General features: G+C 73.8%; 22 protein-coding genes, 1 tRNA gene and 1 pseudogene. 10 read left to right on the top strand and 14 right to left on the bottom strand.

The window, feature by feature from the left end; all coding sequences use genetic code 11:
* Window positions 1-132: 132 nt before the first annotated feature.
* Window positions 133-615, bottom strand: coding sequence for a hypothetical protein (locus tag LY05_RS04860; protein WP_148922288.1), 483 nt, complete (start codon window positions 613-615; stop codon window positions 133-135).
* Entirely contained in the window at window positions 612-1,571 is a 960-nt protein-coding gene (locus LY05_RS04855; RefSeq protein ID WP_148922287.1) for a helix-turn-helix transcriptional regulator, read from the bottom strand. Before LY05_RS04855 ends, LY05_RS04860 begins: the two co-directional genes overlap by 4 nt.
* A 414-nt stretch (window positions 1,572-1,985) precedes the next feature.
* Between LY05_RS04855 and LY05_RS04850 the strand changes: the two genes are divergently transcribed.
* Entirely contained in the window at window positions 1,986-2,639 is a 654-nt protein-coding gene (locus LY05_RS04850; RefSeq protein ID WP_170258826.1) for a helix-turn-helix transcriptional regulator, read from the top strand.
* Here LY05_RS04850 and LY05_RS04845 read toward each other — a convergent pair.
* Window positions 2,624-4,507, bottom strand: a complete 1,884-nt coding sequence (locus LY05_RS04845; RefSeq protein WP_148922285.1) for a glycosyltransferase — start codon at window positions 4,505-4,507, stop codon at window positions 2,624-2,626. The genes LY05_RS04850 and LY05_RS04845 overlap by 16 nt on opposite strands.
* A gap of 190 nt (window positions 4,508-4,697) precedes the next feature.
* Between LY05_RS04845 and LY05_RS04840 the strand changes: the two genes are divergently transcribed.
* Together LY05_RS04840 and LY05_RS04835 are read left to right on the top strand one after the other, a co-directional pair.
* Window positions 4,698-5,891 carry a hypothetical protein gene (locus tag LY05_RS04840; protein WP_148922284.1) on the top strand — a complete coding sequence of 398 codons (1,194 nt, stop codon included), beginning with the start codon at window positions 4,698-4,700 and terminating at the stop codon, window positions 5,889-5,891.
* 5 nt (window positions 5,892-5,896) lie between these two features.
* A complete protein-coding gene (locus LY05_RS04835) occupies window positions 5,897-7,006 on the top strand; it encodes a hypothetical protein (RefSeq protein ID WP_148922283.1) in 1,110 nt (369 codons plus the stop codon).
* Window positions 7,007-7,132: 126 nt separating this feature from the next.
* On the opposite strand, the gene LY05_RS04830 is transcribed toward LY05_RS04835, so the two are convergent.
* The 5 genes from LY05_RS04830 to LY05_RS04810 form a co-directional block, all read right to left on the bottom strand.
* A tRNA-Arg gene (locus tag LY05_RS04830) sits at window positions 7,133-7,209 on the bottom strand.
* Between the two features lie 39 nt (window positions 7,210-7,248).
* The gene (locus LY05_RS04825; RefSeq protein ID WP_148922282.1) at window positions 7,249-8,415 is read right to left on the bottom strand and encodes a P1 family peptidase; all 1,167 of its coding nucleotides are present in this window, start codon (window positions 8,413-8,415) and stop codon (window positions 7,249-7,251) included.
* Complete coding sequence (locus LY05_RS04820) at window positions 8,412-10,316, bottom strand: sensor histidine kinase (RefSeq protein ID WP_211356277.1); 1,905 nt, start codon at window positions 10,314-10,316, stop codon at window positions 8,412-8,414. Before LY05_RS04820 ends, LY05_RS04825 begins: the two co-directional genes overlap by 4 nt.
* A gap of 142 nt (window positions 10,317-10,458) precedes the next feature.
* Window positions 10,459-11,895 (bottom strand): dihydrolipoyl dehydrogenase family protein, encoded by a 1,437-nt coding sequence (locus LY05_RS04815; protein WP_148922281.1) that lies wholly within the window; start codon window positions 11,893-11,895, stop codon window positions 10,459-10,461.
* Complete coding sequence (locus LY05_RS04810; protein ID WP_148922280.1) at window positions 11,892-12,752, bottom strand: TVP38/TMEM64 family protein; 861 nt, start codon at window positions 12,750-12,752, stop codon at window positions 11,892-11,894. The genes LY05_RS04815 and LY05_RS04810 overlap by 4 nt, the downstream gene beginning before the upstream one ends.
* 282 nt (window positions 12,753-13,034) lie before the next feature.
* On the opposite strand from LY05_RS04810, the gene rpmH reads away from it, so the two are divergent.
* The 5 genes and pseudogenes from rpmH (at window position 13,035) to LY05_RS04785 (ending at window position 15,433) form a co-directional block, all read left to right on the top strand.
* Window positions 13,035-13,169, top strand: a complete 135-nt coding sequence (gene rpmH / locus LY05_RS04805) for a 50S ribosomal protein L34 (RefSeq protein ID WP_072746679.1) — start codon at window positions 13,035-13,037, stop codon at window positions 13,167-13,169.
* 58 nt (window positions 13,170-13,227) lie between these two features.
* A pseudogene (locus LY05_RS15355) lies at window positions 13,228-13,689 on the top strand (ribonuclease P protein component); the annotation flags it as partial.
* Window positions 13,690-13,910: 221 nt separating this feature from the next.
* On the top strand, window positions 13,911-14,141 hold the full coding sequence (yidD, locus tag LY05_RS04795) for a membrane protein insertion efficiency factor YidD (protein WP_148922278.1): 231 nt from the start codon (window positions 13,911-13,913) through the stop codon (window positions 14,139-14,141).
* 55 nt (window positions 14,142-14,196) lie between these two features.
* A complete protein-coding gene (gene ttcA, locus LY05_RS04790; RefSeq protein WP_148922277.1) occupies window positions 14,197-15,072 on the top strand; it encodes a tRNA 2-thiocytidine(32) synthetase TtcA in 876 nt (291 codons plus the stop codon).
* Complete coding sequence (locus LY05_RS04785; RefSeq protein WP_072746683.1) at window positions 15,026-15,433, top strand: VOC family protein; 408 nt, start codon at window positions 15,026-15,028, stop codon at window positions 15,431-15,433. The genes ttcA and LY05_RS04785 overlap by 47 nt, the downstream gene beginning before the upstream one ends.
* A gap of 6 nt (window positions 15,434-15,439) precedes the next feature.
* Here LY05_RS04785 and LY05_RS04780 read toward each other — a convergent pair whose 3' ends face one another.
* Window positions 15,440-15,892 carry an acyl-CoA thioesterase gene (locus LY05_RS04780; protein WP_072746684.1) on the bottom strand — a complete coding sequence of 151 codons (453 nt, stop codon included), beginning with the start codon at window positions 15,890-15,892 and terminating at the stop codon, window positions 15,440-15,442.
* 601 nt (window positions 15,893-16,493) lie between these two features.
* On the opposite strand from LY05_RS04780, the gene LY05_RS04775 reads away from it, so the two are divergent.
* Window positions 16,494-17,219 carry an HAD family hydrolase gene (locus LY05_RS04775; protein WP_072746685.1) on the top strand — a complete coding sequence of 242 codons (726 nt, stop codon included), beginning with the start codon at window positions 16,494-16,496 and terminating at the stop codon, window positions 17,217-17,219.
* A gap of 6 nt (window positions 17,220-17,225) precedes the next feature.
* On the opposite strand, the gene glpX is transcribed toward LY05_RS04775, so the two are convergent.
* From glpX to LY05_RS04750, 5 genes are all read right to left on the bottom strand, one after another.
* Window positions 17,226-18,197, bottom strand: coding sequence for a class II fructose-bisphosphatase (gene glpX, locus LY05_RS04770; protein WP_072746686.1), 972 nt, complete (start codon window positions 18,195-18,197; stop codon window positions 17,226-17,228).
* 102 nt (window positions 18,198-18,299) lie between these two features.
* The gene (locus tag LY05_RS04765; protein ID WP_072746687.1) at window positions 18,300-19,589 is read right to left on the bottom strand and encodes a homoserine dehydrogenase; all 1,290 of its coding nucleotides are present in this window, start codon (window positions 19,587-19,589) and stop codon (window positions 18,300-18,302) included.
* A 286-nt stretch (window positions 19,590-19,875) separates the two neighbouring features.
* Window positions 19,876-20,235 (bottom strand): hypothetical protein, encoded by a 360-nt coding sequence (locus tag LY05_RS04760; RefSeq protein ID WP_148922276.1) that lies wholly within the window; start codon window positions 20,233-20,235, stop codon window positions 19,876-19,878.
* On the bottom strand, window positions 20,232-21,479 hold the full coding sequence (locus tag LY05_RS04755) for an LL-diaminopimelate aminotransferase (RefSeq protein ID WP_072746689.1): 1,248 nt from the start codon (window positions 21,477-21,479) through the stop codon (window positions 20,232-20,234). Before LY05_RS04755 ends, LY05_RS04760 begins: the two co-directional genes overlap by 4 nt.
* 233 nt (window positions 21,480-21,712) lie before the next feature.
* Window positions 21,713-22,084 carry a hypothetical protein gene (locus LY05_RS04750; protein WP_170258824.1) on the bottom strand — a complete coding sequence of 124 codons (372 nt, stop codon included), beginning with the start codon at window positions 22,082-22,084 and terminating at the stop codon, window positions 21,713-21,715.
* A gap of 97 nt (window positions 22,085-22,181) precedes the next feature.
* Between LY05_RS04750 and LY05_RS04745 the strand changes: the two genes are divergently transcribed.
* Window positions 22,182-24,020 (top strand): PHA/PHB synthase family protein, encoded by a 1,839-nt coding sequence (locus LY05_RS04745; protein ID WP_148922274.1) that lies wholly within the window; start codon window positions 22,182-22,184, stop codon window positions 24,018-24,020.
* Window positions 24,021-24,046 lie beyond the last annotated feature (26 nt).

Here is a 24,046-nt window from a genome sequence, read left to right as displayed (position 1 = left end):
ATATGGTTTCGGCGCGAATACGGTGCGCCCACTCGAAAACGTCTATTCACGAAAACCAGAGTGCTTGATTCCGAGGCCGAGGACTGCCCCCAAAACGGGATCAATTTTCGCTCGTCAAAGCGCCGACGCCCGTCAGAACAACAGCGCGCCCGCGGCCCAGCCCGCCCCGGCGGCCAGGGCCGCAACGGCTGCGGCGGCCAGAACCGGCCCCAGCCCGCGCCGCCTGCGCGCCGCGTCGCGCGCCGCCTGCTCGGCCAGCGCGGGCAGCGCGACATCGACAAGGCCTTCCAGGCGATCGAGCGCCGCCTCGATCCGCGCCGCCGCCTGCGCAAGCGCATCGCCATCCTCCGACGGGGGCGGCGGGCGCAGGCCCTCGAGCTGCGCCGTCAGATGCCGGTGCAGATCCACCAGGTCGCGCCTGCGCGCCACGGCGGCGGGGCCCTCGGACAAGAGGCGCGCGATCCGGGCGGCCAGCGCGTCGGCGGTCTCGGGCGCGGGGCGCGCGCGTGGGGCCTTGGCGCGGCCCGGCGGGTTCGGGGCGGGGGTCGCCCGGCGCGCCTCGCCCCCTTGCGCAGGGGACCGGTCAAGAGCGGGATCGGCCGCGAAAATGTTCATAGCCCCGCCCCCATCGCCTGCCAGGTCAGCTCGTGCGCCAGGCGGGCGCGGCAGCTTACGCCCATCTTGGCGAAGATCCGCTTGGCGTAGGTCTGAAGCGTCTGCTCCTTGAGACCCAACGCGGCGGCGGCCTCGCGGTTGCTGAGGCCGGCGGCCAGGCGCGCCGCCACCCGCGCCTCGGTCGGCGTCAGGCCGCGCGCCAGCGCCGCGCGCCGCAGCTGCTCGGCGCGCGGCGCCAGCGCGACCGCGGCAAGGACCACCCGCCGCCCACCGACCCGGGGGCCCGCGACGGTCAGCGACACGGGCAGCATGGCCGGCGCCGCCCCGCCGTCGCCGCGCCCCTCGGCCTCGTCCGGGATCGCGAGGAACGCCGCATCTTCTTCGCCCGCCGCCAGACGGCGCACGGCGCGGGCAAGGTCGCGATCAAGGCCCGGCCGCGCGGCCTGAAGGCGTCCGCCGGCAAGGCGCAGCCCGCCGCCGCGGGCCAGCAGATCGCGCGCCGCCGCATTGGCCTGCAAAAGCCGCCGCCCACCGTCCATGGCCGCCAAGGCGCAGCGCATGTCGTCGCGCACATGGGCGCGAATCGCCGCCTCGGCCGCCCGGCGCGGGTCCTGCCGCGGAGCGTCGCCCGCCGCGTTGCGCGCGCGCAGGCGGGGCCAGAAGCGCCGCAAGGCCTCGGCCGCATGGGCGTCGGACACGCCCGCGCGCAGCCGCAAGGCGACCACATCCCAAGCGCCGTCGGCGAAACGGCACAGGAACACCCGCATGTTCCGCGCGCCCCGCGCCGCCAGATGCGCATCCAGCGCCGCGCGCCGCGCATCGCCCCGCGCAAGCGCGCGGACCTCGATCACCTCGGCCCTCGCCGCGCCCGCCCCGCCCGGGCGCCCGCCGGGCAGGTCTGCGCGCAGCGCCGCCTCGGTGGCCACCTTGGCCAGCCATCCCGTTTCGATGTTCATGCGGTGAATTCCGGCGGCGAAAGCCGCCCGCCCCGTATCGAGACTCATGCCGGTCCCCCCTGAGAAAAGCCGTTTCCTGAAACGCACGGAGTTTGAAATTGACCTCGCGCCTACAGGCGTCTGGCCGTGAAATGGTAGCAAGCGGGGCGGTCCTCGTCGCTTCGCCCGTTCGGGTTGACCGATTTCGCCAGCGCGGCGGGCACGCGCCGAAACGGGGACGAAAACCGTTCTTGTTCAGCCTCTTGCCGCCTCGCGCCCGACTGCCGAGAGCGGCCCGGCTGATGGCGGGATGAATTGCGGCCGATGAAAGCCGGCCAAATACGGCAAACAATTACTGAATAAATGACGTATAAAAAACCGATTCCATTATCAGAAACAGTTCACGAACATGCTGCGATCATCAAGAGCAGATAGTTGAATTGCCTTTTCATCCGCATGACCCGCCGCAAGATCGGCGCCCATCCTTTCGAGGAAGCCATGACTCCGGTCCTGATCCAGAGCGACCAGCCCACGCTGCGCGAGACGCTGCGCCGGGCGCTCGACGCCGAGGGGATGCAGGTCTCGTTCGACGACGCCGCGCCCTGGGCGGTGGCGATCGTGGACCGAAGCCGCGCGGCGGGCGGCCCGGCCGCGGCGGCGCGGGTCGTCGCGCGCCTGCGCGCCGGCGCGGACGCGGCGCAGGCGAAGGTGATCGTGCTGGCTCCCTGCGGCGAAGCGGCGGCGTTCGCCCGCGCCCTGGACGGCGCGGCCGAGGCCGTGCTGGATGCGCGCCGCCCGCTCAAGGCGATTCTCGGCGCGGTATGGATCGTGCGCGCCGGCGACACCGTGGCCCCCCGCGCCGACGGCCCGGCCGGGGCGGACCTGCCCGCGAACCTTTCCCCGCGCGAGGGGCAGATCCTGCGGCGTCTGGCGGCGGGCCGGCCGAACAAGGAGATCGCCGCGGAGCTGGGCATTTCCCAGTCCACGGTGAAGGTTCACCTGCGCGGGCTCTTCCGCAAGCTCGGCGTCAGGAACCGGACGCAGGCGGCGCTGAAATGCCCGCCGCTTCGCTCTCAGGCCGAGGACTGAGCGGGCGCCGCGTCGCCCTGGGCCGGCTGCGCGGGACGATCGGCCGAGGCGGGCGCCTCCAGCCCCAGCCGGCGCCGCCATGCCTGCTCCGAGGTCAGCCCCGCGCCGTCTTGCGCGTAGGCCCGCCGCAGCTGCGGCGCCGCCATGACCAGCCGCGCCAGCGCGCGCGCGAAGCGCAGCTCGTTGGCCAGCCATCTGCGGCGGTCGAAGCGCACCTCGTAGCCCGCGCCCGTGGCCGGGTCGATCATGACCATCGAGGGGCGCACGAAGGCGTCCGCCGGCCCGCCGCGATCCTCGAGCGGGAACACCGCCGACAGCCGGTGGAACAGGAACCGCGGCAGCAGGTGCCCGTTGCCCGTCAGAAAGCGCGCCGCGCTCCAGAGAGGCCCGCCATAGCGTCCGCGCCGGATGGGGGTCATGCGCGCCGGGTCGTAGGGAAAATCGGGGCGCACCTTCTCGTCCTCGCCCAGCGCGCCGATGCGCGCGCGGGTGCGGGCCATGTCGGGGTCCTCGTCCCACATGGCCGGACCGCGCAGCAGATCCTCGACCGCCATCACCACCGCCCGCGCCGTGGCGTAGTGATAGCTGTCGTTGGCGCGGCGGAAGAAGTGCCAGACGGGCTCGAGAATCGCGATCAGCGAATCCGACAGCGTGGGGTGCGTCAGGTGCTGCACCACGTGGTTGCGGGTATCGAGATAAAGCGTCAGCGGCGAGCGCTTGGTGGTGAAGTCCTCCTGATGCGAGGCGATCCCCGAGACCGAGCGGATGCGAAAGCGGTTGGCCAGCGAGAAATGGATGTCGTCGCCGCGCACGAAGAAGGGAAAGGGCATCGTGCGCACATGGTCGATGGGGAAGCAGAAATACCACCACGCGCCATAGCGGTTGACCAGCGCCGGACGCGGCCGGCTGGCCGTCAGCACCTGGTCGAAGCGCCGCAGGTCCAGCCCATGATCGAGCGGCCGGCACAGCCGGTCGAACACCGCGCCGTTCTCCCACATCTTCCAGCGATGATTGGCCGGAATCATGGCGCCGCTCACGGCCGTGTCGGGGCTGCGCGCAAGGCTCAGCACGGCGATGGTGCGGCGCAGGCTTTCGGGAAAGAACTCGGCGTCGTCGTCCATGAACAGGACATGGGTCGCCCACCCCTCGGCGCGCGCCTCGAGCAGACCGCGCGCGAAGCCCCCCGCCCCGCCCAGATTGCGGTTGCGCACAAGGCGCGCGCCGGCCATGGGCAGGGCGTGGGTGTCGCCGCCATTGTCGACGACCATGAGGCGAAAGCGCTCGGCCACGTCCGGGTTGCGCGCCATGTAGGCGCCAAGGCGCCGGCAGGTCGCCTGCACCGCCTCGTCGCGCTTGAAGGTGGTGATGACCGCCTGCACGCGCACGTCGCGCAGCCGCGGGCTGCGGACCGCGAACGCGATCTGCGAGATGCTCAGATCGTCGATGGCCTCGAAGCGCCAGAACACCAGCCCCGGGTCGCGCAGCGGCGGCAGCGCCACCGTCGCCGGCCTGTCCGGCGCAAGGTCGAGCCGCGTGCGCGCCAGGGTCTCCCAGCTGCGGCCCGGGCGGGCCATGACCAGCGTCGCCACGCAGCGCCCGGCGCCCTCGACGCGGGTCTCGACGGCGTCCTCGGGTCCCAGATCGTGCGCCGCCGCGTCGAAGACGTTGAAATAGGCGTCGAAGCTCAGCCGCCCGCCGGCGCCGACGAAAAACACGCCGCGCTGGGTGTCGTAGCCGCCGCCGCCGTCATGGCGGCAGAACAGCTCGGGCTCGGTGTTGACCAGCGGATCGGGGGCGATCAGCCGGTGCGCGACCAGCTGCGGCATGGCTTCCGGGTCTGGGGCGCTTGGCACGGGGCGGTGCAGCATCGGCTCTCCGGTCGATGATCGGTTCGGATCGGTTCGGCGCGCCGCGCTGCCGCGCGCCGGCGCGGTTGGAGCAATCAATTTGAGTATGGCGAATTTGCGTGCGAGCGGCTACCGATGCAAGCGCAAACGCCGCAGATGCGGCTTGCGCGATCGTCCGTGGGTTGAAACGACCAGACGCAGGGGGCGCCCCATGCCGCAACAGCTCATCGTCCACCTTGGCGACGTCAAGACCGGCAGCACCTCGATCCAGACGATTCTGCGCAACCGGACCTTCGACGCGGGGGGCGTGCGGGTGTTCTACCCGGCCCTGCGCGAGGCCGAGGACGAAGGCGCGCAGGTCCTTGCGCATCTGGCGCTGAACCACAACGCCGTCGCGGTCGCCCTGCGCGACGGCGACGAGGCGCGCGCCCAAAGGCTGCTGTCGCGGATCGCCGCCATGGTCGCGGACGAGGGCGCGGACGCCGACGTCGTCATCCTGTCGGCCGAATGGTTCGAGTTCGTCGCCCCCGAAAGGCTGCGCGACGCGCTGGCGGCGCATCTGCCGGCCCTGGCGCCGGGGGCGCGGCTGATCAGCTATGTCCGCCCCCATGCCGAGCGCGTGCTCTCGGCCTTTCAGGAAAACCGCAAGCTGGGCGCCTTCATGGCCGGCCCGGCCGGCTTCCACGAGCGCCAGCTGCGCGCGGGCACCTTTCGCTACGCGCCGCGCCTGCGCCGCTGGCGGGCGGTCTTCGGCGATCGCTTCGAGGCGCGGGCGATGATCCGCGCCCGCCTGCGCGAGAACTGCGTCGTGCGCGATTTCCTCGGCTACGCGCTGGACGGGGCGCCCGTGACGCTGCGCGAAGAACCCGAGGCCAACCGCTCGCTCAGCCTGCGGCAGCTGGCCTTCATGACCCTGATGCACCGCAACTTCGTCCTCCGCCCGCACCAGGCCAGGCGCCTGTCCCGCGCCATGGGCCCCGACCCCGAGGGCGCGCCGCTGCGCCTGCCGATCAAGCTGATCCGGCGCATACAGGCCGATTATGCGCAGGACGCCGCCGAAACCGACCGCGAATTCTTCGGCGCGCCCGTGCTGAGCGAGGCGCTCGCCCGGGCGCATGAAAAGGCCGCGTCGGAGCCCATGAGCCTGCGCGCGCGCGACCACTACGCGCCGGACGAACTTGCCCGCATGCGCCAATGGGCGCTTGAAACGCTGGCGCAGGCGCCCGGCGGCGCGCCCAGGCCGCGCAAGCCCGCGCAGGCCAAAGCCCGCGCGGCGGCCGGCAAGCCCCGCAAGGGCCCCGCCGCCCCGCGCAAGCCCAAGGGCCCCGCCGGCGCCGCGCAAGGCGCCGCGGCGGCGCCGGGCGGCCGGCCGGCCCAGGGCGCCCCGAAGGCGGGCGAGGGCTGAACGCCATGCGCCTTGCGCTGTTCATCGGCCATCACAAGGCCGGATCCAGCAGCCTGCAGAACTTCCTGTCGCGCAACTGGCTGGCGCTGGCGCGGGCCGGAATCCTCTACCCCTCGGTCGAGACCGAGGGCCACGCCGCCCGTCTGGCGGCGGCGCTGCGCGGGGCCGACGACGCGCCGGGACAGCCGCAATCCTTCAACGTGCGCGAGGCCCACAACGCCCTCGCCTTCAAGATGCTGGCCGAATGCGGCAAGGGCCCCGCGCCGTCATGGCACCCCATGCTGCCGCATTCGCGCCAGATGTTCGCGGCCATCGCCAACCAGATCGCCGCTCTGGCGCCGCGCGCGACGGTGCTGTGCTCGGAAGTCATGGCCAACTTCGCCGCCGCCGACCCCAGGCTGATCGAGACCATGCGCGACGCCTTTCCCGGCGCGCGCGCGCGCATCCTGTGCACGCTGCGCCGACCGGACGATTACCTGGTCTCGTGGCACGCGCAACGGCTCAAGTTCGGGCACAAGCTTGCGCCGCTCGGGGCGGGCGGGCTCGAGCCCTATCTGAGCTCGATCCATTTCGACTACCGGCTGATGCTCGAGGGATGGACGCGGGTCTTCGCCGAGGCGGAATTCGCGCTGCGCGACCACCGGCAGGTGATGGCGGCGGGCGGTTCGATCGACGACTTCGTCGCCCAGTCGGGGCTCGACTTCCCGCCCGGCCTGTTCCGGCCAGGGGACATCAACCCCAGCATCCCGGCGGCGCTGGCCGAGGTGGCGCGGCGCGGCAACCATGCGCTTGCGCCCGAGGCGGCCGCCGATCTGCGCGCGGCGCTGCTGGCGGTGCGCGACCATCGCGGGGTGCCGCCCTCGCGCGAGGTCGAGATGTTCGGCCCCGAGGCGCGCACGCGGATGGCGCGCGAATTCGCCCCCATCAACGCCTGGCTGGGCGCGCTGGCCGGCCGCGAGGCGTTCTTCGACGACGCCGAGGCCATCGCGCGCACGCGCCCCATCCCCGAGGCCGAGGCGGCGCGCGCCGCGCTCGACGCCGTGCGCGCCGCCGCGGCCCGGCGGACAAGCACGCCCGAAGCGCGCGAGTTTCTGCTGTCGCTGCGTCTCGACTGAGCCCCCCGGCGCAAGCGGAGGGCGCCGCGCATGGCGCGGCGGCGCGCCCGGTCGCGCCTTCGCCAGGGATTCGCCCACGCGAACCCCCCGCGCGGCTTCGTCTTGGCAGGTGGGGGAGAAGGTCAGTGGCGCACCGGGGAGGATTCGAACCCCCGACCCCCAGATTCGTAGTCTGGTGCTCTATCCAACTGAGCTACCGGTGCAGGCCGCGTCGGCGTCGCCGCCGTCGATGTGCGCGGCTTTTAGCTTGCGTCGCGGGGGGATGCAAGCCCCTGTTTCGCTCGGCCGAGATGATTTTTCGCAACCTCCCGCCAGGCGGGCGGACCGCCCGGATCGGCCGCGGCCGCGTGCACTCCGCGCGCCACCGCGCGCGCCACGCAATCGGCCGCCGCCGAGCCCAGCGCCGCCAGTCGCGCGGCGCGCGCGTGGCCCGAACCCAGATCGGGGCCGCCGGTCGCCGCGCCGGTGGAGAGGGCGAACAGCGTGTCGCCGTCGAAGGGCGTGTGCGCGGGGCGAATCGCCCGCGCCAGCCCGTCCTGCGCCATCATCGCCAGGCGCCGGCACTCGGCCGCGGTCAGCGCCGCGTTCGTGGCCACCACCCCCACCGCCGTGTTCGCGCCCGGCGCCGATCCCGGATCGACCGGCCCGTCGGGCGCGTCGAAGGCCCAGTCCCCGCGCAGCTTGCCGTCCTCGGGGATCGGCGCCGGCGGGCAACGCAGATCGGGCGGCGCAAGGCCGCCGAACTCGTCGCCGATCTCGAACGGCCAGGCCCAGAACCACGGGCCGCCCGGCATGCAGACCGAGCCCACCGGATTGGCCGCCACAAGGGCCGCCACCATCACGCCGGGCGCGATCTCGAGCGACGCCGCCCCCAGCCCGCCCTTGAGCGCGCCGGCCACCGCCCCGCGCCCGGCGCCGACCGAGCCCAGCGCCACGCCGCGGTCGGCGGCCTCGAGCGCGGCGCGCGCCAGGGCCGGATGGGGCGGCCCGTCGGCCCCGAAGGCGGCGGCGCTGTGGGGGCCCAGATCATACAGGATCGCCGCCGGCACGATGGGCACGCGCGGATGCCCCGGCGCCACCTCCAGCCCCCTGCCCCGCGCGGACAGCGCCGCCGCCACGGCGTCGGCCGCGCCCAGCCCCAACGCCGAGCCGCCGGACAGGACCACCGCGTCGGCGGCGCCGACCAGGTTCTCGGGCGCCAGCGCCTCGATCTCGCGCGTGCCGGGGCCGCCGCCGCGCACATCGGCCCCCGCGACGGCGGGGCTTTCGCACAGGATCACCGTCACGCCCGTGCGCGCCGCGTCGCAATGGGCGTTGCCCACCAGCAGGCCAGGCACGTCGGTCAGGCCGTTGAGCGGGCCGGGGCGCGGGCGCCACGAAGCGGCGCCGTCCGGTCGAATGGCGGTCATGTGTTCTCTCCCTCTGCCTCGGTCGGGGGGCGCCCGGGCGCCGAAGCCGCGCCACGCGGATCATTTGCGCCCCGATCTTTCGCGCCCGAATCCTTCGCGCCCGTCCTTTCCGCGCCCGCATCGTTCGCGCCCCGCGCGGGGCCGGAAACGTCGCCGCGCGCGGGGGCGGACGCCGCGGGCCGCGCGCTTCCGGACCCAAGCGGGGGCGCGGCCGGGGCGGCCGCGCCTGCGGTCCTGGCGCCATCCGCGCCGCCGGGAGCCACGCTCTCGCCCCCCGCCCGGGCCGCACCTCCGGGGGCCGCGCCCTCGCCCCGCGCCCGCGCCGCGCCGCCCCGGGCCGCGCCGTCGCCCCCCGCCCGCGCCGCGCCGCCGGGGGCCGCGCCGTCGCCCCCCGCCCGCGCCGCGCCGCCGGGGGCCGCGCCCTCGCCCCCCGCTTCGACCGCTGCGCCGGGGGCCGCGTCCTTCTCGGGCGCCGGCCGGGCGAGCAGCGCCAGGTCCGCGCGCTCGGGCAGCGTCAGGCGAAAGCGCGCGCCCTCGGGGCCCGTCGCCACCAGTTCGAGCGCGCCGCCATGGGCGCGCGCCAGCTCGGCCGCAATGGCCAGCCCCAGACCCGAGCCGCCGCTGCGCGCGCCGCCCTTGAAGGGCTTGAACAGGTTCTCGATCGCGCGCGCGGGCAGGCCGGGGCCGTCATCGACCACGTCGATGCGCACCACGCCGCCGCCGGACGCGGCCTCGATGCGGATCTGGCCGTCGCGGCCGGCGCCTTCAAGCGCCTGGCGCGCGTTGCGCGCCAGATTGGTCAGGATGCGGTGCAGCTGCTCGGGATCCGCGGCCACGGTCAGCCCCTCGGGCGCCGCGTTGACAAGGCGCGGACGCCCCGGCCCGCCCTCGCCGTCGGGAAACACGGCGTCGCGCACCTCTTCGACCAGCTGGCGCAGACGCACGGCGCGGATCTCGGGCTCGGGCTCTTCGGCCTTGCCGTATTCGAGCGTCGAGCGGCACAGCGACGCGGCGCGGTCGAGCGCGCGCAGCAGCTTGGGCGCCACCCGGCGCACGGTCGGATCGTCGCTGCCCTCGAGCCGGTCGGCCAAGAGGCGCGCCGTGGTCAGGATGTTGCGCAGGTCATGGCCGATCTTGGCCACCGCCTCGCCCTGCGCGGCAAGGCGCGCGCGCTGGCGCAGGGCGGCGCGCAGCTCGGTCTCCATCTCGGCCAGGGCGGTCTGGGCGGCGGCGATCTCGGCGATGCGGCTGTCGGGGGTGATGACGCGGCGCGCATCCTCGGGATCGCGGCGGAAGGCGCGCATGTTGTCGATCACGCGCAGCATCGGCCGCACCACGAAGCGGCGCACCGACAGAACGATGAACGCCGCCGTCACCAGAGAGATGATCAGCGACAGCCCCATCACCCGCGCGCCGTAATCGAGCATGGCGGCGCGCAGCGGCCCCTCTTCGAGCACCGCCTCGACCGCCGCGCCCTCGCCGGGCGCCATGTCGTCCTCGGGGCGGCCGATGACGCGGATGACCCGCCCCGGCCGCGCCAGCGCGCAGCCGAGCGCATCGGCGATCAGCTCGACCGGGCCGGCGTCGCGCAAGTCGTAGGTGGCGTCGATGGGCGGCGGCATGTCGCCCGCCAGGATCAGCTCGCGCATGTCGGGGCCGCGATAGACGATGCCCTCGACCCCCGCCAGCTCCAGCACGCGCGCGCGCCGCTCGGGCGGGGCGGCGGCGCCCTCGGGCGCGGCCAGAAGCGCCTCGGCGGCGATGTGCGCGCGCACGATGCGCTCGTTCAGATAGTCGCGCCGGAAGCGGGCGACCGAGGGCACGAAGATCAGCACCTCGACCACCATCACGAACACGATGGTCAGCAGCAAAAGCCGACCGGACAGGCTACGGATCAGCATCGCCCCTCGCCGTTCCACCGCGCGCGGCCGCACGCCGCCGCCCCGATCCTAAGCCGCCCGCGCGCCCCGCGCCAGCGCGCCCGCGCGCAAGGCGCGCAAGCCCCCCGCCCGACCCGCAGAGCCAGGCCGGGGCGCCGAGCGCCTAGCCCAGCCGCGCCAGCAGCCGCACCGCGCGTCCGATCCACGGATTGCCGAACAGCCGCGCCGCATAGTGCGCGGCCGCCGCCTGGCGCGAGGCGTCGTTGAGCGTGGGATAGGGCAGCGTCAGCCCCGCCACCGCCGACAGCTTGAGCCGCGCCGAGATCGCCAGAGCCCAAAGCCCGATCAGCTCGCCCGCATGAGGGCCGACGATGGTGACGCCGATCGGGCGCCCGCGCACGGCCATGACCTTGACGAAGCCCTCGGCCGCGCGCTCGGCCCGGGCGCGGTCGTTGGCGGCGAAATCGGCCCGCAGCACCGACAGCCGCGCGCCATGCGCGGCGCGGGCCTCGGCCTCGGTCGGGCCGATCTGGGCCAGTTCGGGCTCGGTGTAGGTCACCCATGGAATCGCCGCCCGGTCGGCCCGCACCGGCAGGCGGAACAGCGCCGAGCGCAGCGCCAGCCCGGCCTGGCGCCCGGCCTCGTGCGTGAACTGGGGCCCGCCATTGACGTCGCCCAGCGCATAGACGCGCCGGTTGCTGGTGCGCAGGCCCCGATCGACCTTGACGCCCCGCGCGTCATGCGCGACGCCCGCCGCCGCCAGGTTCAGCCGCCCCACATTGGGCGCGCGCCCCGCCGCGACCAGAAGATGCGTGCCGCCGATCGCGCGCCCGTCCGAGGTCTCGACCGCCACCCCCGCGCCCTCGCGCCGCACGCGGGCGGCGGCGACTCCTTCCTCGATGACGACGCCCTCGGCGCGCAGCGCCGCCAGCACGACCGCCGCCGCCTCGGGATCGTCGCGCGCCAGCGCGCGGCCGGCCTCGAGCACCGTCACCTCGGCCCCCAGCCGCCGATGCGCCTGCGCCATCTCGAGCCCGATCGGCCCCGCGCCGATCACGATCAGCCGCTCTGGCGCGCGGTCGAGCGCGAAGATGGTCTCGTTGGTCTCGAAGGGCGTCTCGTCCAGCCCGGGAATCGGCGGAACGGCGGGCGACGAGCCCGTGGCGATGACGAAGCGCCGCGCCTCGATGCGCCGCCCGCCCGCCTCGACCGCGCGCGGCGAGACGAAGCGCGCCCAGTCGCGGATGACCGTCACGCCCAGCCCCTCGAAGCGCTCTTGCGAATCATGGGGCGCGATGGCCGCGATCACCTCGCGCACATGGGCCAGCACCGCGGCGTGATCGACGCGGGGCGGGTCCATGCGCAGGCCGAAGCGCGCGGCCCCGGCATGGGCGTGGGCGCGGCGCGCCGCCGCCAGCAGCGCCTTCGAGGGCACGCAGCCGTGATTGAGGCAGTCGCCCCCCATCTCGGCGCCCTCGACCAGCACGACCGAGGCGCCCATCTGCGCCGCCCCCGCCGCGACCGACAGCCCCGCCGCGCCCGCGCCGATCACGCACAGATCGGGGCGCAGCGGCGCGGGGCCGGAACCGGCGTCCTTCATCGTGCATCCTTTCCCAGGCGGCCGCGCAGGAGCATCGGCGCCGCCGCCAGCGCGCACAGCGCCAGAAGCGGGCCCAGCACATGCGGCTCGAAGATCACGCCCAGATCGGGCGCCTCGTCGCGGGCGAAGACCTCGGCCAGACCGGCGCCGACCCAGGTGTAGACCACCGTGCCCGGAATGATCCCGAACAGCGTCGTGAGCACGTAGTTGCGCAGCGACACGCCCAGAAAGGCCGGCGCCAGGTTGGCCACGAAGAACGGCACCACGGGCACGAGCCGCATCAGCAGCAGAAAGCTGATCTCGTTGCGCGCGATGCCCGCCCGCAGCCGCGCCATGGCGCCGCCCGAGCCGCGCGCCCGCGCCTCGAGCGCGCCGCCCAGCCCGTGCCGCGCGGCCAGGAATATGAGCGTCGCCCCGGCCGTGGCGGCGACGACGATCATGGGCGCCGCCGCCATGCCGAACAGAAAGCCGCCCGCCAGCGTCAGCGCCAGACCGCCGGGCGCCGAGAAGGCCACCGCCAGAACATAGATCAGCATGTAGACGCCGGCGGCCAGGGCGTAGTTGGCGTCGCGCCAGGCGACCAGCGCCTCGCGATTGTCGCGCAGCGCCTCGAAGCTGAGCAGATCGCCCGCGAACCACCACGCCGCCGCGCCGCCGGCCAGCAGCCCGGCCAGCGGCGCAAGCCGCCGCCAGCGCCCGCGCGCGCCGGATGCCGCGCCTTCGACAAGGCTCCCGGCGGCGGGTTCGCGATCGGGCGCGGACTGATCGGGCGCGGCTTTCGGGGCGAGCGCCCCATGCGCCGCCCCTCGCAAGGGATCGGCGGCGCGGGTCGGGGGCGGATCGGCTGGGCTGGCCATGGGGCGGCTCCGTAAGCGATGCGAAAGGGGGCGGCGCGGAAGGGATAGATGCGGAAAACTCATGCCCCGATATGCGCAGGAAGCGCCGCGCCGCGGAAGGCGCCTCACGCGGCCTTGATCGCGGGTGATGCGGCGCCCCGGTCCGGCGACAAGCCCCGCCGGCCCGATTGACTCGGCCGCCCCGGCGGGCTATACGCCCGCTTCCGAAATCGAGTGCCCGAGCGCCCGCGCCCAAGGCGGCGGGAAGCGGGGCGGCACGACCGCCCGACCAGGAGAAGAGCGATGAAGCGCACCTACCAGCCCAGCCGGCTCGTCCGCAAGCGCCGCCACGGCTTCCGCGCCCGGATGGCGACCAAGAATGGCCGCAAGATCCTGAACGCGCGCCGCGCCCGCGGCCGCAAGCGGCTGTCGGCCTGATCCGACGCCGCCCGGGCCCGCCCCGACCGGCGCGGCCCGCCCGCGCGGAGGCGGAGCGATGACCGCGACGACGCCCGACGACGCGCCCGACGCCCCCGAACCGGGGCGCGCGGGCGCGTTCGCGTGCGACGCCCCCTCGCCGCCCGAGCCGGCGCCCGCCGCCGCGCCGGTCGAAATCCGCATCATGAAGCGCCGCGCCGATTTCCTGGCCGCCGCGCGCGCCCGCCGCTGGAACGCGCCGGGCATGGTCGTGCAGGCGCGCGAGCGCGCCGGGGACGAGGGCCCCGCGGGAGTCGCTCGCGTGGGCTACACTTGCTCGAAAAAAGTCGGCAACGCGGTGGCGCGCAACCGCGCCAAGCGCCGCCTGCGCGCGGCCGCCGCGCTGGTCCTGCCCGGACAGGCGCGGGTGGGGTGGGACTATGTGCTGATCGGGCGCGCCGAGGCCACCGCCGCGCGGCCTTTCGCGCAGCTGACGCGCGACCTTGAAACCGCGCTCGACAAGCTGCACGCGGGCAAGGGCGCGCCCGGCGGCCCGCGCCGCGGCGCGAAGACGGCCCCGGCTTCGGGCGCCGGGAAGGGCGCGGCGGCCGGCGGGGCAAGGGTCTCGGTCAGCGGCGCGAGCAAAACCCCGGCGAAAGGCTTGGCTAAAGGTGGGGCGAAAGACGCGCCCGAAGGCCCGTGGAACGGCGCGGGGAATGATGCGCGCAAGGGCGCGGCGCCCCAGCCGCGCGAGGCGGACGCATGAGCCCCGGCGCCTACATCCTGTCGCTGCCCGTGCGCTTCTATCGCCTGGTCATCTCGCCCTGGCTGGGGACGCATTGCCGCTTCTCGCCCAGCTGCTCGGCCTATGCGCTCGAGGCGCTCGAAACCCATGGCGCGCTGCGCGGCGGCTGGCTGGCGCTGCGCCGGGTGCTGCGCTGCCATCCGCTGGGCGGCTCGGGGCACGACCCGGTGCCGCCGCCCCGGCGCTGACGGGCGCGGGCGGAATCGCTTGTCACAAGGGCTCGCGCGCTGCATATCGGGCGCCATGCTCGACCATGACGACATCCATCCGCTGTTCCACGGCGCGCCCGACAGCACCGAGTTCCGCAAGCTGCGCAAGCGCCTCGTCCGCCTGACGCGCGAGGCGATCGAGACCTACGCCATGGTCGAGCCCGGCGCGCGCTGGCTGGTCTGCCTGTCCGGCGGCAAGGACAGCTACACCCTGCTGGCCGTGCTGACCGAGCTGCAATGGCGCGGCCTTTTGCCCGTGGACATCCTGGCCTGCAACCTGGACCAGGGCCAGCCGGGCTTTCCGGCGACTGTGCTGCCCGAATTCCTGGCCCGCATGGGCGTGCCGCACCGGATCGAGCATCAGGACACCTACTCGATCGTCACCGACAAGATCCCCGCCGGGCGCACCTATTGCGCGCTGTGCTCGCGCCTGCGGCGGGGGCATCTTTACCGCATCGCCCGCGAGGAGGGCTGCTCGGCCGTGGTTCTTGGCCACCACCGCGACGACATCCTCGAAACCTTCTTCATGAACCTGTTCCACGGCGGCCGGCTGGCGACCATGCCGCCCAAGCTGCTGAACGAGGAAGGCGACCTGCACGTCCTGCGCCCGCTGGCCTTCGTCGCCGAGGAGGATTGCGCCCGCTTCGCCCGGGCGATGAACTATCCGATCATCCCGTGCGATCTGTGCGGCTCGCAGGAAGGGTTGCAGCGCATGCAGGTCAAGGCCATCCTCGACGGATGGGAGCGCAACGCGCCGGGTCGGCGGCAGGTGATGTTCCGCGCGCTGATGAACGCGCGCCCGAGCCACCTGCTGGATCCGTCCCTGTTCGACTTCGCCGCGCTCGAGCGCCGGAGCAAGACCGATGAGCCGCCCGCCGCGGATACTGGAGACGTGCCTCTACTGCGATGACCTCGACGCGGCCGAAGCCTTTTACGGCGGCGTGGTGGGGCTTGAACGCATCGCCCGCGTCGAGGGGCGGCATGTCTTCTTCCGCGCCGACGGCGGCATGCTGCTGATCTTCGACCCCGCGCAAACCGCGCGCCCCGCCGCCTCGGCCGACGCGCCGCCGCCCCATGGGGCGCACGGGCCGGGGCATGTGTGCTTTTCCGCCGCGCCCGACGGGATCGAGGCCTGGGAGCGCCGCCTTGCGCGCGCCGGCGCGGCGATCGAGGCGCGGATTTCCTGGCCGGGCGGGGCGCGCTCGATCTATGCGCGCGATCCGGCGGGCAACTCTGTCGAGTTCGCCGAGCCCGCGCTCTGGCCGCTCTGAGACGCCTCAGACGGCAAGGACCGTCTGCGGCGTGACCAGCTCGTCCAGCGCGGCGCGCAGCGTGTCGGGCAAAGGAGAAGGTCGGCGCGAGGCGGCGTCCACCACCACATGCACGAAGGCGCCCGCGGCGCAGGCCTCGTCCTCGTCATTGCGGAAAAGGGCGATGTCGTAGGTCACCGAGCTGCGCCCGATGCGCGCCGCCCGCAGCCCCGCCGTCACCATGTCGGGAAAGCCCAGGCTGGCCATGAAGGCGCAGCGCGTCTCGGCCACCAGCGCGATGAACGGGCCATGGGGGATCTCGAGCGCGCCGCGCTCGATCATCCAGTGGTTCACCGCGGTGTCGAAATACTCGTAATAGACGACGTTGTTCATGTGGCCGTAAACGTCGTTGTCGCGCCACCGGGTGGTCATCGGGCGCAGATGGGGGAACTGGTCGCGGCGCGGACGCGGTGCGGGCATGGGGGCTCCTTGCGCTTGAACTGGCTGCGGCGGAAACCGGCTGCGGCGGAACGGCGTTTCGCCGGCGCGCATCCTAGCGCCGGGCCCCGGCCGCGCCAAGGGCGCGCCGCGCGTCCATGAGCCCCGACCGCCGGTCCGAAGCGCCGCGCGCCCCGGATCATCGCCGCCGCGCCATCGCACCGCCCTGCCCCGCGGTCGCCCCCGTCGCCTGCCCCGCCTTCGCCCCTCCGTCGCCCCGCCTTCGCCCCTCCGTCGCGCCGCCGTCGGCCCGCCTTCGCCCAGCCGTCGCGCCGCCGTGCCCCCCGTCGACCCCCGTCGGCCCGCCGTCGGCCCGCCGTCGCCCATGCGTCGCGCCGCGATGGCCGCCACACCGACATCGCCCCGTCCCGCAGCGCCCCATCGCGCAGCGTCGCGCGCGGCGTCGCGTCATCCTCCATCTCTTCGCCCCGCGCCTCTGCGCCCCGCCCAGCCGCCCCCGCGCCTCGGCCGGGCGCCCTTTTCGCGGGCGCGACGCCGCGTCCGGGTTGAGCGCGCCCGCGCCCCCTGCGATAACGGTGCGCGCCGCCGCCCGCCTTGGGCCGCGCCAAGCAAAGAGGCCGCGATGATCCGCGCGATCCTGTTCGACAAGGACGGCACGCTGTTCGACTTCAACGCCACCTGGCGCGGCTTCGTGCGCGATGCGCTGGCGCTGCTGGCGCCGGGCGACGCGGCGCTGCAGGCGCGGCTGGGCGCGGCGGCGGGCTATGACGCGGCCAGCGGCGCCTTCGCGCCCGGCTCGCCCATCGTGGCGGGATCGGTCGACGAGGTGGCGCGCATCTGGGCGCCCATGATCCCGGGCTGGGACGCCGCTTCCATCGAGCGCGCCGCCAACGACCTGGCCGCGCGGGTCGGGCGCGGCGGGCTGGCGCCGGCGGCGGCCGACCTGCCCGCCCTGCTGCGCGAGCTGCGCGCCATGGGCTGCGCGCTGGGCGTCGCCACGCATGATTCGGAGAACGCCGCGCGCCGCCAGCTGGCGGCTGTGGACGCGCTCGATCTGTTCGACTTCGTGGCCGGCTATGACAGCGGGCACGGGCTCAAGCCCGGGCCGGGCATGGTGCTGGCCTTTTGCGAGGCGACCGGCGTGCCGCCGCGCGCGACGGCGATGGTGGGCGACAGCCTGCACGACCTTGGCGCCGCGCGCGCGGCGGGCGCGGGCGCGGCGCTGGCGGTTCTGACCGGCCCCGCCGGCCGCGACGAGCTGGCCCCGCATGCGGACGCCGTTCTGCCCGGCATCGAGGCCCTGCCCGCCTGGCTGCGCGCGCGCGCCGCGGCCGGCGCGGCGCGCTGAAAGGGCTCAGTTGTTGCGCTGGCGGTAGAACAGGCGGCGCACCGACCCGGTCTTCGAGCGCATGAGCAGCGTCTCGGTTTCCAGATAGTCGCCGTCGCGGCGGGCGCCGCGCAGGATCGAGCCGTCGGTGACGCCCGTGGCGGCGAAGATGACGTCCGCGCGCACCATGTCGTCGCGCGTGTAGACGCGGTCCAGATCGGTGATCCCGGCCTTGGCGGCGCGGGCGCGCTCGTCATCGTTGCGGAAGACCAGCCGGCCCATGATCTGCCCGCCCATGCATTTGAGCGCCGCGGCCGCCAGCACGCCCTCGGGCGCGCCGCCCTGGCCCATATACATGTCGATGCCGGTCTGCCCGGGCTCGGCGCAGTGCATCACGCCGGCCACGTCGCCGTCGGTGATCAGGCGGATGGCGCAGCCGGTCGAGCGCAGCTCGCGGATCATCTCTTCGTGGCGGGGCCGCTCGAGCACGCAGCAGGTGATGTCCGAGGGGCGCACGCCCTTGGCGCGGGCCAGCGCCTCGACGCGCTCGGCGGGCGACATGTCCAGCCTTACCACCCCTTCGGGATAGCCGGGGCCGATGGCCAGCTTGTCCATGTAGACGTCCGGCGCGTGCAGCATGGACCCGCGCGGCCCCATGGCGATCACCGCAAGCGCGTTGGGCATGGCCTTGGCGGTCAGTGTCGTGCCCTCGAGCGGGTCGAGCGCGATGTCCACCTCGGGGCCGTCGCCGGTCCCGACCTCTTCGCCGATGTAGAGCATGGGGGCCTCGTCGCGCTCGCCCTCGCCGATGACGACGGTGCCCTTGATGTCCAGCAGGTCGAGCTGCTTGCGCATGGCGTCCACGGCGGCCTGGTCGGCGGCCTTCTCGTCGCCGCGGCCGATCAGCCTGGCGGCCGCGATCGCCGCCGCCTCGGACACGCGGGCGAGGCCGAGGGAAAGCATGCGATCCTTGAAGATCATCTCGCGCGGATCGGACATCTGGGTCTCCATCGATCAATCGGTTGGCGCGCCGCGCGGGGCGGCCGCAAGGGAAGGCGCTTTTCGGCTTCTACGGCGCGCGGCGCGCGCGGGCAAGGCGGCTCAGACCTTCTCGATGCGCAAGGCGACGGGCGTGGCCAGGCTTTCGTCCATGGCGCCGATGCGCCCCATGGCGGCGTCGATGTCCACGCGCCGCGCGGGATGGGTGACGATCAGCACCGGCGCGGCCGCGCCCTCGTGGTCATACTGGCGCATGCGGTGGATCGAGACGCCCTCCTCGCCCAGCGCGAAGGCGATCTTGGCCAGCACGCCCGGCGCGTCGGCCAGCGTCAGGCGCAGGTAGAAGGCGGCGGGGGTCGCGTCCATGGCGCGCGGCGCGGCGGTCAGGCGCGCGGCGGGCGCGCCGAAGACCGGGCGGCGCACCCCCGCGGCGATATCCATCACGTCGGCCATGATCGCCGAGGCGGTCGGCCCCTCGCCCGCGCCGGGGCCCTCGAACACGGTCTGGCCGACGAAGTCGCCCTCGAGCACCACGGCGTTGGTCACGCCGTCGAGCTGCCCCAGCGCCGAGGCGGCGGGCACGAGGCACGGGGTCATGCGCTGCTCGAGGCCGTCCTCGGTCATGCGCGCCACGCCCAGCAGCTTGATGCGGTAGCCCATGTCGCGCGCGGCGCGGATGTCGGCCAGGCTGATGCGCTCGATGCCCTCGATGGCGACGCCCTCGAAATCGACGCGCGTTCCGAAGGCGGCCGCGGCCAGCAGCGCCAGCTTGTGCGCCGCGTCCACGCCGCCCACGTCGAAGGCGGGGTCGGCCTCGGCGTAGCCAAGGCGCTGCGCCTCGGCCAGCACCTCGGCATAGTCGGCGCCGGTGCGCTCCATCTGCGTGAGGATGTAGTTGCAGGTGCCGTTCATCACGCCCATGACGCGCTCGACGCGGTTGGCGGCAAGCCCCTCGGTCAGGGCCTTGACCACCGGGATGCCGCCGGCCACCGCGGCCTCGAAGCGCAGCGCCGCGCCCGCGGCCTCGGCCAGCTCGGCCAGCTCCTGCCCGTGGCGGGCCAGCATGGCCTTGTTGGCGGTGACCACATGCTTGCCCGCGCTCAGCGCCGCGACGGCGGCGGCCTTGGCGGGGCCGTCCTCGCCGCCGATCATCTCGACCAGAACGTCCACATCCTCGCGCCGGGCCAGGGCGACGGGGTCGTCCTCCCACGCATAGGCCGACAGGTCCACGCCGCGGTCGCGCGCGCGGCTGCGGGCGCTGACGGCGGAGATGCGCACCGGGCGCCCGCAGCGCGCCTCGAGCATGGCGCCGTGACGCTGGAGGATCTTCACCACGCCGACGCCGACGGTTCCGAGGCCGGCAAGACCAAGACGCAGGGGGGTGTTGCTCATGGGCGATTGTCCTTCATCAGCGCGATTGCCGCGGGCCGCGCCCTTCTAACGCGCCGCGCCGCCGCGCGCCAGTGGGCCGGGCAGGCGAGGGCGGCGCGAACCGCGCGCGCCGGCGGGCCAGACAGGGCGGGGGCGCCGCAAGGGGCGCCCGCAGGCGCGAAGGGCGCCGCGCGGGGCCGGTCGAAACGGCGCGCGACGGGCGCCGCAGGGCAAGGCCGGTCTGGGCGGCGCGCGGCGCGTCGGCATCGCGGGTTGCGCGCGGCGCCTTGTCGGCGGGGCGCGCGCCTCAATCCTCTTCCGGAAAGCCCCAGCCGTCGGGCTCGTAGCCATGGCGCAGGGCGATCCGGGTCGCGCGCTTCTCGCGAAGCCAGATCTCCTCGAGGTCGAAGGGCGTGTCGGGGGCGGTGGCCTCGACGACGGTGCGGCCTTCGTCGCGCGCAAGATGGGCCTCGAAGCCCTCGCGGCGCAGGGCGCGGACAAGGCCTTCGGGGTCGGGCCGCGCGCCCTCTTGCTCTTCGGCCGGGACAAGCAGCACGTCCAGCGCCACGCGCCGCCCGCGCGCCGCCACGCCCTGCGCCAGCAGCTGGCGGAACACCCATTCGGTGTCCGCGCGCTGCGCCTTGAAATCCCAGCCCTCGGCGCTCATGCGCCCGCCTCCTCGCGCGCGCGCGCCTCGGCATGGCGTTCGAGCGCCGCGTCCGCGTTCTGCAGCAGCCGGCGCACGCCGCGCGCCGCCTGGCGGATGCGCTGCTCGTTCTCGACGAGGCCGAGGCGCACATAGCCCTCGCCATACTCGCCAAAGCCCACGCCCGGCGCCACGGCCACGCCCGCCTCGCGCAGCAGGATCTTGGAGAATTCCATCGAGCCCAGCGCGCGGAAGGGCTCGGGCACGGGCGCCCAGGCGAACATGGTGGCCGGCGGCGGCGGAATGTCCCAGCCCGCGCGGCCCATGGCCTGCACCAGCGCGTCGCGGCGCGCGCGATAGACGCCGCGGATCTGCTCGACGCAGTCCTGCGGGCCGTTGAGCGCGGCGGCCGCCGCCACCTGCACCGGCGTGAAGGCGCCGTAGTCGAGATAGCTCTTGATCCGCGTCAGGGCCGCGATCAGCCGCTCGTTGCCCACGGCGAAGCCCATGCGCCAGCCGGGCATCGAATAGGTCTTGGACAGCGAGGTGAACTCGACCGCGCACTCCATCGCGCCGGGAACCTGCAGGATCGAGGGCGGCGGCGGGCCGTCGAAATAGATCTCGGCATAGGCCAGGTCCGACAGAACCCACACGCCATGCCGACGCGCAAGGGCGACCAGCTCGGCGTAGAAGTCCAGGTCGCACAGCTGCGCCGTCGGGTTCGAGGGAAAGTTTACCACCAGCGCCGAGGGCTTGGGCACCGAGTGGCGCACCGCATGCTCGGCCGCGCGCAGATAGGCCTCGGGGTCGAAGCGCCCTTCGTGCAGCGCCGGAATGTGGCGCAGCGCGCCCCCCGCGATCATGAAGCCGTAGGGGTGGATGGGATAGGACGGGTTCGGCGTCAGGATCACGTCGCCCGGCGCGGTGATCGCCATGGCCAGGTTCGCCAGCCCCTCCTTCGAGCCCAGCGTGGCGACGACCTGCGTCTCGGGGTCCAGCTTGACGCCGAATCGGCGCTCGTAATAGGCGGCCTGGGCGCGGCGCAGCCCCGGAATGCCCTTCGAGGCCGAGTAACGGTGCGTGCGCGGCTTGCGCACCGTCTCGATCAGCTTGTCGACGATGTGGGCCGGGGTGTCCATGTCCGGGTTGCCCATGCCGAAGTCGATGATGTCCATCCCCTCGGCGCGGCACGCGGCCTTCAGGCGGTTGACCTCGGCGAAGACATAGGGGGGCAGGCGCTTGATGCGGTAGAATTCTTCGGACATGCGCGCGTGGCCTTCATGCGGGAGCTGCGAGTCGGACCCGGCGCGGCGCGCCGGGCGGGGCTTTATAACCCGCCGCGCCGACAAGTGCAGGGGCCATGCGCGCGCGCCGCGAAAGGCGCCCGTCCGGCGCGGGCCGCGCAAGGCGCCGTGATCGGGCCGGCGGCACGGGGCAAGGCGGAATCGGGCCGGCGCGACGGGACCGCGCGATCGGGCCGCGGGCGCCGCCGCCGCGCTCAGCGCCGCGCGGTCAGGCGGCGAAGATCCTCGGGCGGAATCACCGGCGCCGACAGCGCCCGCGCCCGCGCGGCCGCTTCGGCGGCCTGGGCGCGCAGCTCCTGGGCCATGCGCGCGGCGGCAACCGGGTCGGCGGCCGCGTCGGGGCCCGCGCCCGCCTCGCCCGGCGCGGGCGCGTCGACAAGCCGCGGCCAGTCGCCCTCGGCGTCCTGCGCCGCCTCGGGCGGCAGGTCGTAGCCGCCCAGCGCCGCGCCGCCCAGCCCGCAGCCGCCGGCCGCGGTCAGGGCCGACAGGGCCGCCGCCCACGCCAGAACGCGCGCGCCGGCGGCCATCTTGCGCGCCCGCGGCGCATCGCATGCTTTGTATCCCATCCGCGCCTCTGCCATACTGGGCAGGACATTAGCCATGACAAGCGGCCCGCGCCAGCGCCAAGCGCGCCCCGAGGCCGCGATCGCGAGGAGACCCCCGATGACGCAAAGCCAGGGCCCCGAGGCGCAAGCCGGCCTGCCCGAAACCGCCGAAGCCGCGGCCGAGAACGCAAAGGCGGTCGCCGAATTCGCCGCCAACATGGCCAAGGTGGCCGAACGCAGCCAGGAAATCTGGCTCAAGCTGCTGCAAAGCAGCCTTGCCGACGACCGCCCCATGCATTTCGACCCGCTCAACACCCTGCCCGCCTTCGCCGAGTTCCAGCAGGCGTTGATGCAGAACCCGCAGGAGGTGGCCGAGCGCACGCTCGAGCTGTGGACCCAGCAGGCCGAGCTGTGGCGGCGCATGACGCTCAGATGGCTGGCCGGCGAAGAGACCGAGCCCGTCGCCGCCCCCGAAAAGGGCGACAAGCGCTTCTCGCACGAAGAGTGGTCGCGCAACCTGATCTTCGACTACATCAAACAAAGCTACCTGCTGGCCTCGCGTCACATCCTGGGCGCGGCGAAGGAGGTGGGCGAGCTGGACGAGCGCGACCGCAAGAAGATCGCCTTCTACACCCGCAACTTCGTCGAGGCGCTCAGCCCCGCCAATTTCGCCGCCATGAACCCCGAGGTGATCGAGGCCACCTTGCGCGAGCGCGGCGAGAACCTGGTGCGCGGGCTGCAGATGATGGCCGAGGACCTGGAGCGCGGAAAGGGCCGCCTTCTGGTGCGCCAGACCGACATGAAGGCCTTCGAGGTCGGCCGCGACATGGCGACCACGCCCGGCAAGGTCATCCACCAGAACGAGATCATGCAGCTGATCCAGTATGCGCCGCGCACCGAGAAGGTGCACGCGACGCCGCTGCTGTTCATCCCGCCCTGGATCAACAAGTATTACATCCTCGACCTGAACGAGAAGAAGTCCATGGTCCGCTGGCTGGTCGACCAGGGCTTCACGGTGTTCATGATCTCGTGGGTGAACCCGGACGAGCGCCAGAAGGACGAGACCTGGGACAGCTACATGCAGAAGGGCGCGCTCGAGGCCATCGACGTGGCGCTGCGCGAGACGGGGCAGAAGTCGCTCAACCTCGCCTCCTACTGCATCGGCGGCACGCTGACCGGCACGCTGATGGCGTGGATGGGCAAGCGCGGCGACAAGCGCGTGAAGTCTGCCACCTTCTTCACCGCCCAGCTCGACTTCCAGGACGCGGGCGAGCTGCAGGTCTTCGTCGACGAAAAGACCGTCCAGGTCGTGAACGAGCAGATGGACAAGGGCTACCTGCCCGCGCAGGACATGGCCATGGCCTTCAACATGCTGCGCTCGTCGGACCTGATCTGGAGCTACGTCATCAACAACTACTACCTGGGCAAGGAGCCCTTCCCCTTCGACCTGCTCTACTGGAACGCGGACTCGACGGCCATGCCGGCCCGGGTGCATCACTTCTACCTGGACCAGTTCTACAACCGGAACGCCTTCGCCGAGGGCGAGCTGACGGTGCTGGGCGAAACCGTCTCGCCCGCCGACATCCGCGGCCCGGTCTATCACGTGGCGACCAAGGAGGACCACATCGCCCCCGCCGCATCCGTCTATCGCGGCGCGCGGGCCATGACCAACGCCCAGCCGCGCTTCGTCCTGGCCGGGTCGGGGCACATCGCCGGGGTGGTCAACCCGCCCGAGCTGAAGAAATACCAGCACTGGGTGAACGAGGATCTGAGCCCCGAGACGCTCGAGGAATGGCTGGCGGCGGCCGAAGAGCGCCCCGGCTCGTGGTGGCCCGACTGGGCCGAGTGGCTGCGCAAGCGCTCGGGCCGCCTGGTCGCCGCGCGCCAGCCCGGCGCCGTGAACGGCGTCATCGAGGACGCGCCCGGATCCTACGTCAAGAAGCGTTTCGACCAATGACGCCCCCCGGCCCGAGGGGATCGGGC

Source organism: Oceanicella actignis (genome assembly GCF_008124525.1).
Lineage (GTDB): Bacteria > Pseudomonadota > Alphaproteobacteria > Rhodobacterales > Rhodobacteraceae > Oceanicella > Oceanicella actignis.
Note: the sequence above shows the minus strand (reverse complement) of the source record. Positions and strands in the feature narration are given on the sequence as shown.

Coding starts and splice junctions, on each gene's coding strand:
- LY05_RS04810 (WP_148922280.1), bottom strand. CDS start 12,752: ATGGCCAGCCCAGCCGATCCGCCCCCGACCCGCGCCGCCGATCCCTTG.
- LY05_RS04825 (WP_148922282.1), bottom strand. CDS start 8,415: ATGACCGCCATTCGACCGGACGGCGCCGCTTCGTGGCGCCCGCGCCCC.
- LY05_RS04760 (WP_148922276.1), bottom strand. CDS start 20,235: ATGAGCGCCGAGGGCTGGGATTTCAAGGCGCAGCGCGCGGACACCGAA.
- glpX (WP_072746686.1), bottom strand. CDS start 18,197: ATGTCCGATCCGCGCGAGATGATCTTCAAGGATCGCATGCTTTCCCTC.
- LY05_RS04775 (WP_072746685.1), top strand. CDS start 16,494: ATGATCCGCGCGATCCTGTTCGACAAGGACGGCACGCTGTTCGACTTC.
- LY05_RS04835 (WP_148922283.1), top strand. CDS start 5,897: ATGCGCCTTGCGCTGTTCATCGGCCATCACAAGGCCGGATCCAGCAGC.
- LY05_RS04785 (WP_072746683.1), top strand. CDS start 15,026: ATGAGCCGCCCGCCGCGGATACTGGAGACGTGCCTCTACTGCGATGAC.
- LY05_RS04815 (WP_148922281.1), bottom strand. CDS start 11,895: ATGAAGGACGCCGGTTCCGGCCCCGCGCCGCTGCGCCCCGATCTGTGC.
- rpmH (WP_072746679.1), top strand. CDS start 13,035: ATGAAGCGCACCTACCAGCCCAGCCGGCTCGTCCGCAAGCGCCGCCAC.
- LY05_RS04745 (WP_148922274.1), top strand. CDS start 22,182: ATGACGCAAAGCCAGGGCCCCGAGGCGCAAGCCGGCCTGCCCGAAACC.
- LY05_RS04840 (WP_148922284.1), top strand. CDS start 4,698: ATGCCGCAACAGCTCATCGTCCACCTTGGCGACGTCAAGACCGGCAGC.
- LY05_RS04855 (WP_148922287.1), bottom strand. CDS start 1,571: ATGAACATCGAAACGGGATGGCTGGCCAAGGTGGCCACCGAGGCGGCG.
- ttcA (WP_148922277.1), top strand. CDS start 14,197: ATGCTCGACCATGACGACATCCATCCGCTGTTCCACGGCGCGCCCGAC.
- LY05_RS04860 (WP_148922288.1), bottom strand. CDS start 615: ATGAACATTTTCGCGGCCGATCCCGCTCTTGACCGGTCCCCTGCGCAA.
- LY05_RS04780 (WP_072746684.1), bottom strand. CDS start 15,892: ATGCCCGCACCGCGTCCGCGCCGCGACCAGTTCCCCCATCTGCGCCCG.
- LY05_RS04845 (WP_148922285.1), bottom strand. CDS start 4,507: ATGCTGCACCGCCCCGTGCCAAGCGCCCCAGACCCGGAAGCCATGCCG.
- LY05_RS04765 (WP_072746687.1), bottom strand. CDS start 19,589: ATGAGCAACACCCCCCTGCGTCTTGGTCTTGCCGGCCTCGGAACCGTC.
- LY05_RS04820 (WP_211356277.1), bottom strand. CDS start 10,316: ATGCTGATCCGTAGCCTGTCCGGTCGGCTTTTGCTGCTGACCATCGTG.
- yidD (WP_148922278.1), top strand. CDS start 13,911: ATGAGCCCCGGCGCCTACATCCTGTCGCTGCCCGTGCGCTTCTATCGC.
- LY05_RS04755 (WP_072746689.1), bottom strand. CDS start 21,479: ATGTCCGAAGAATTCTACCGCATCAAGCGCCTGCCCCCCTATGTCTTC.
- LY05_RS04750 (WP_170258824.1), bottom strand. CDS start 22,084: ATGGGATACAAAGCATGCGATGCGCCGCGGGCGCGCAAGATGGCCGCC.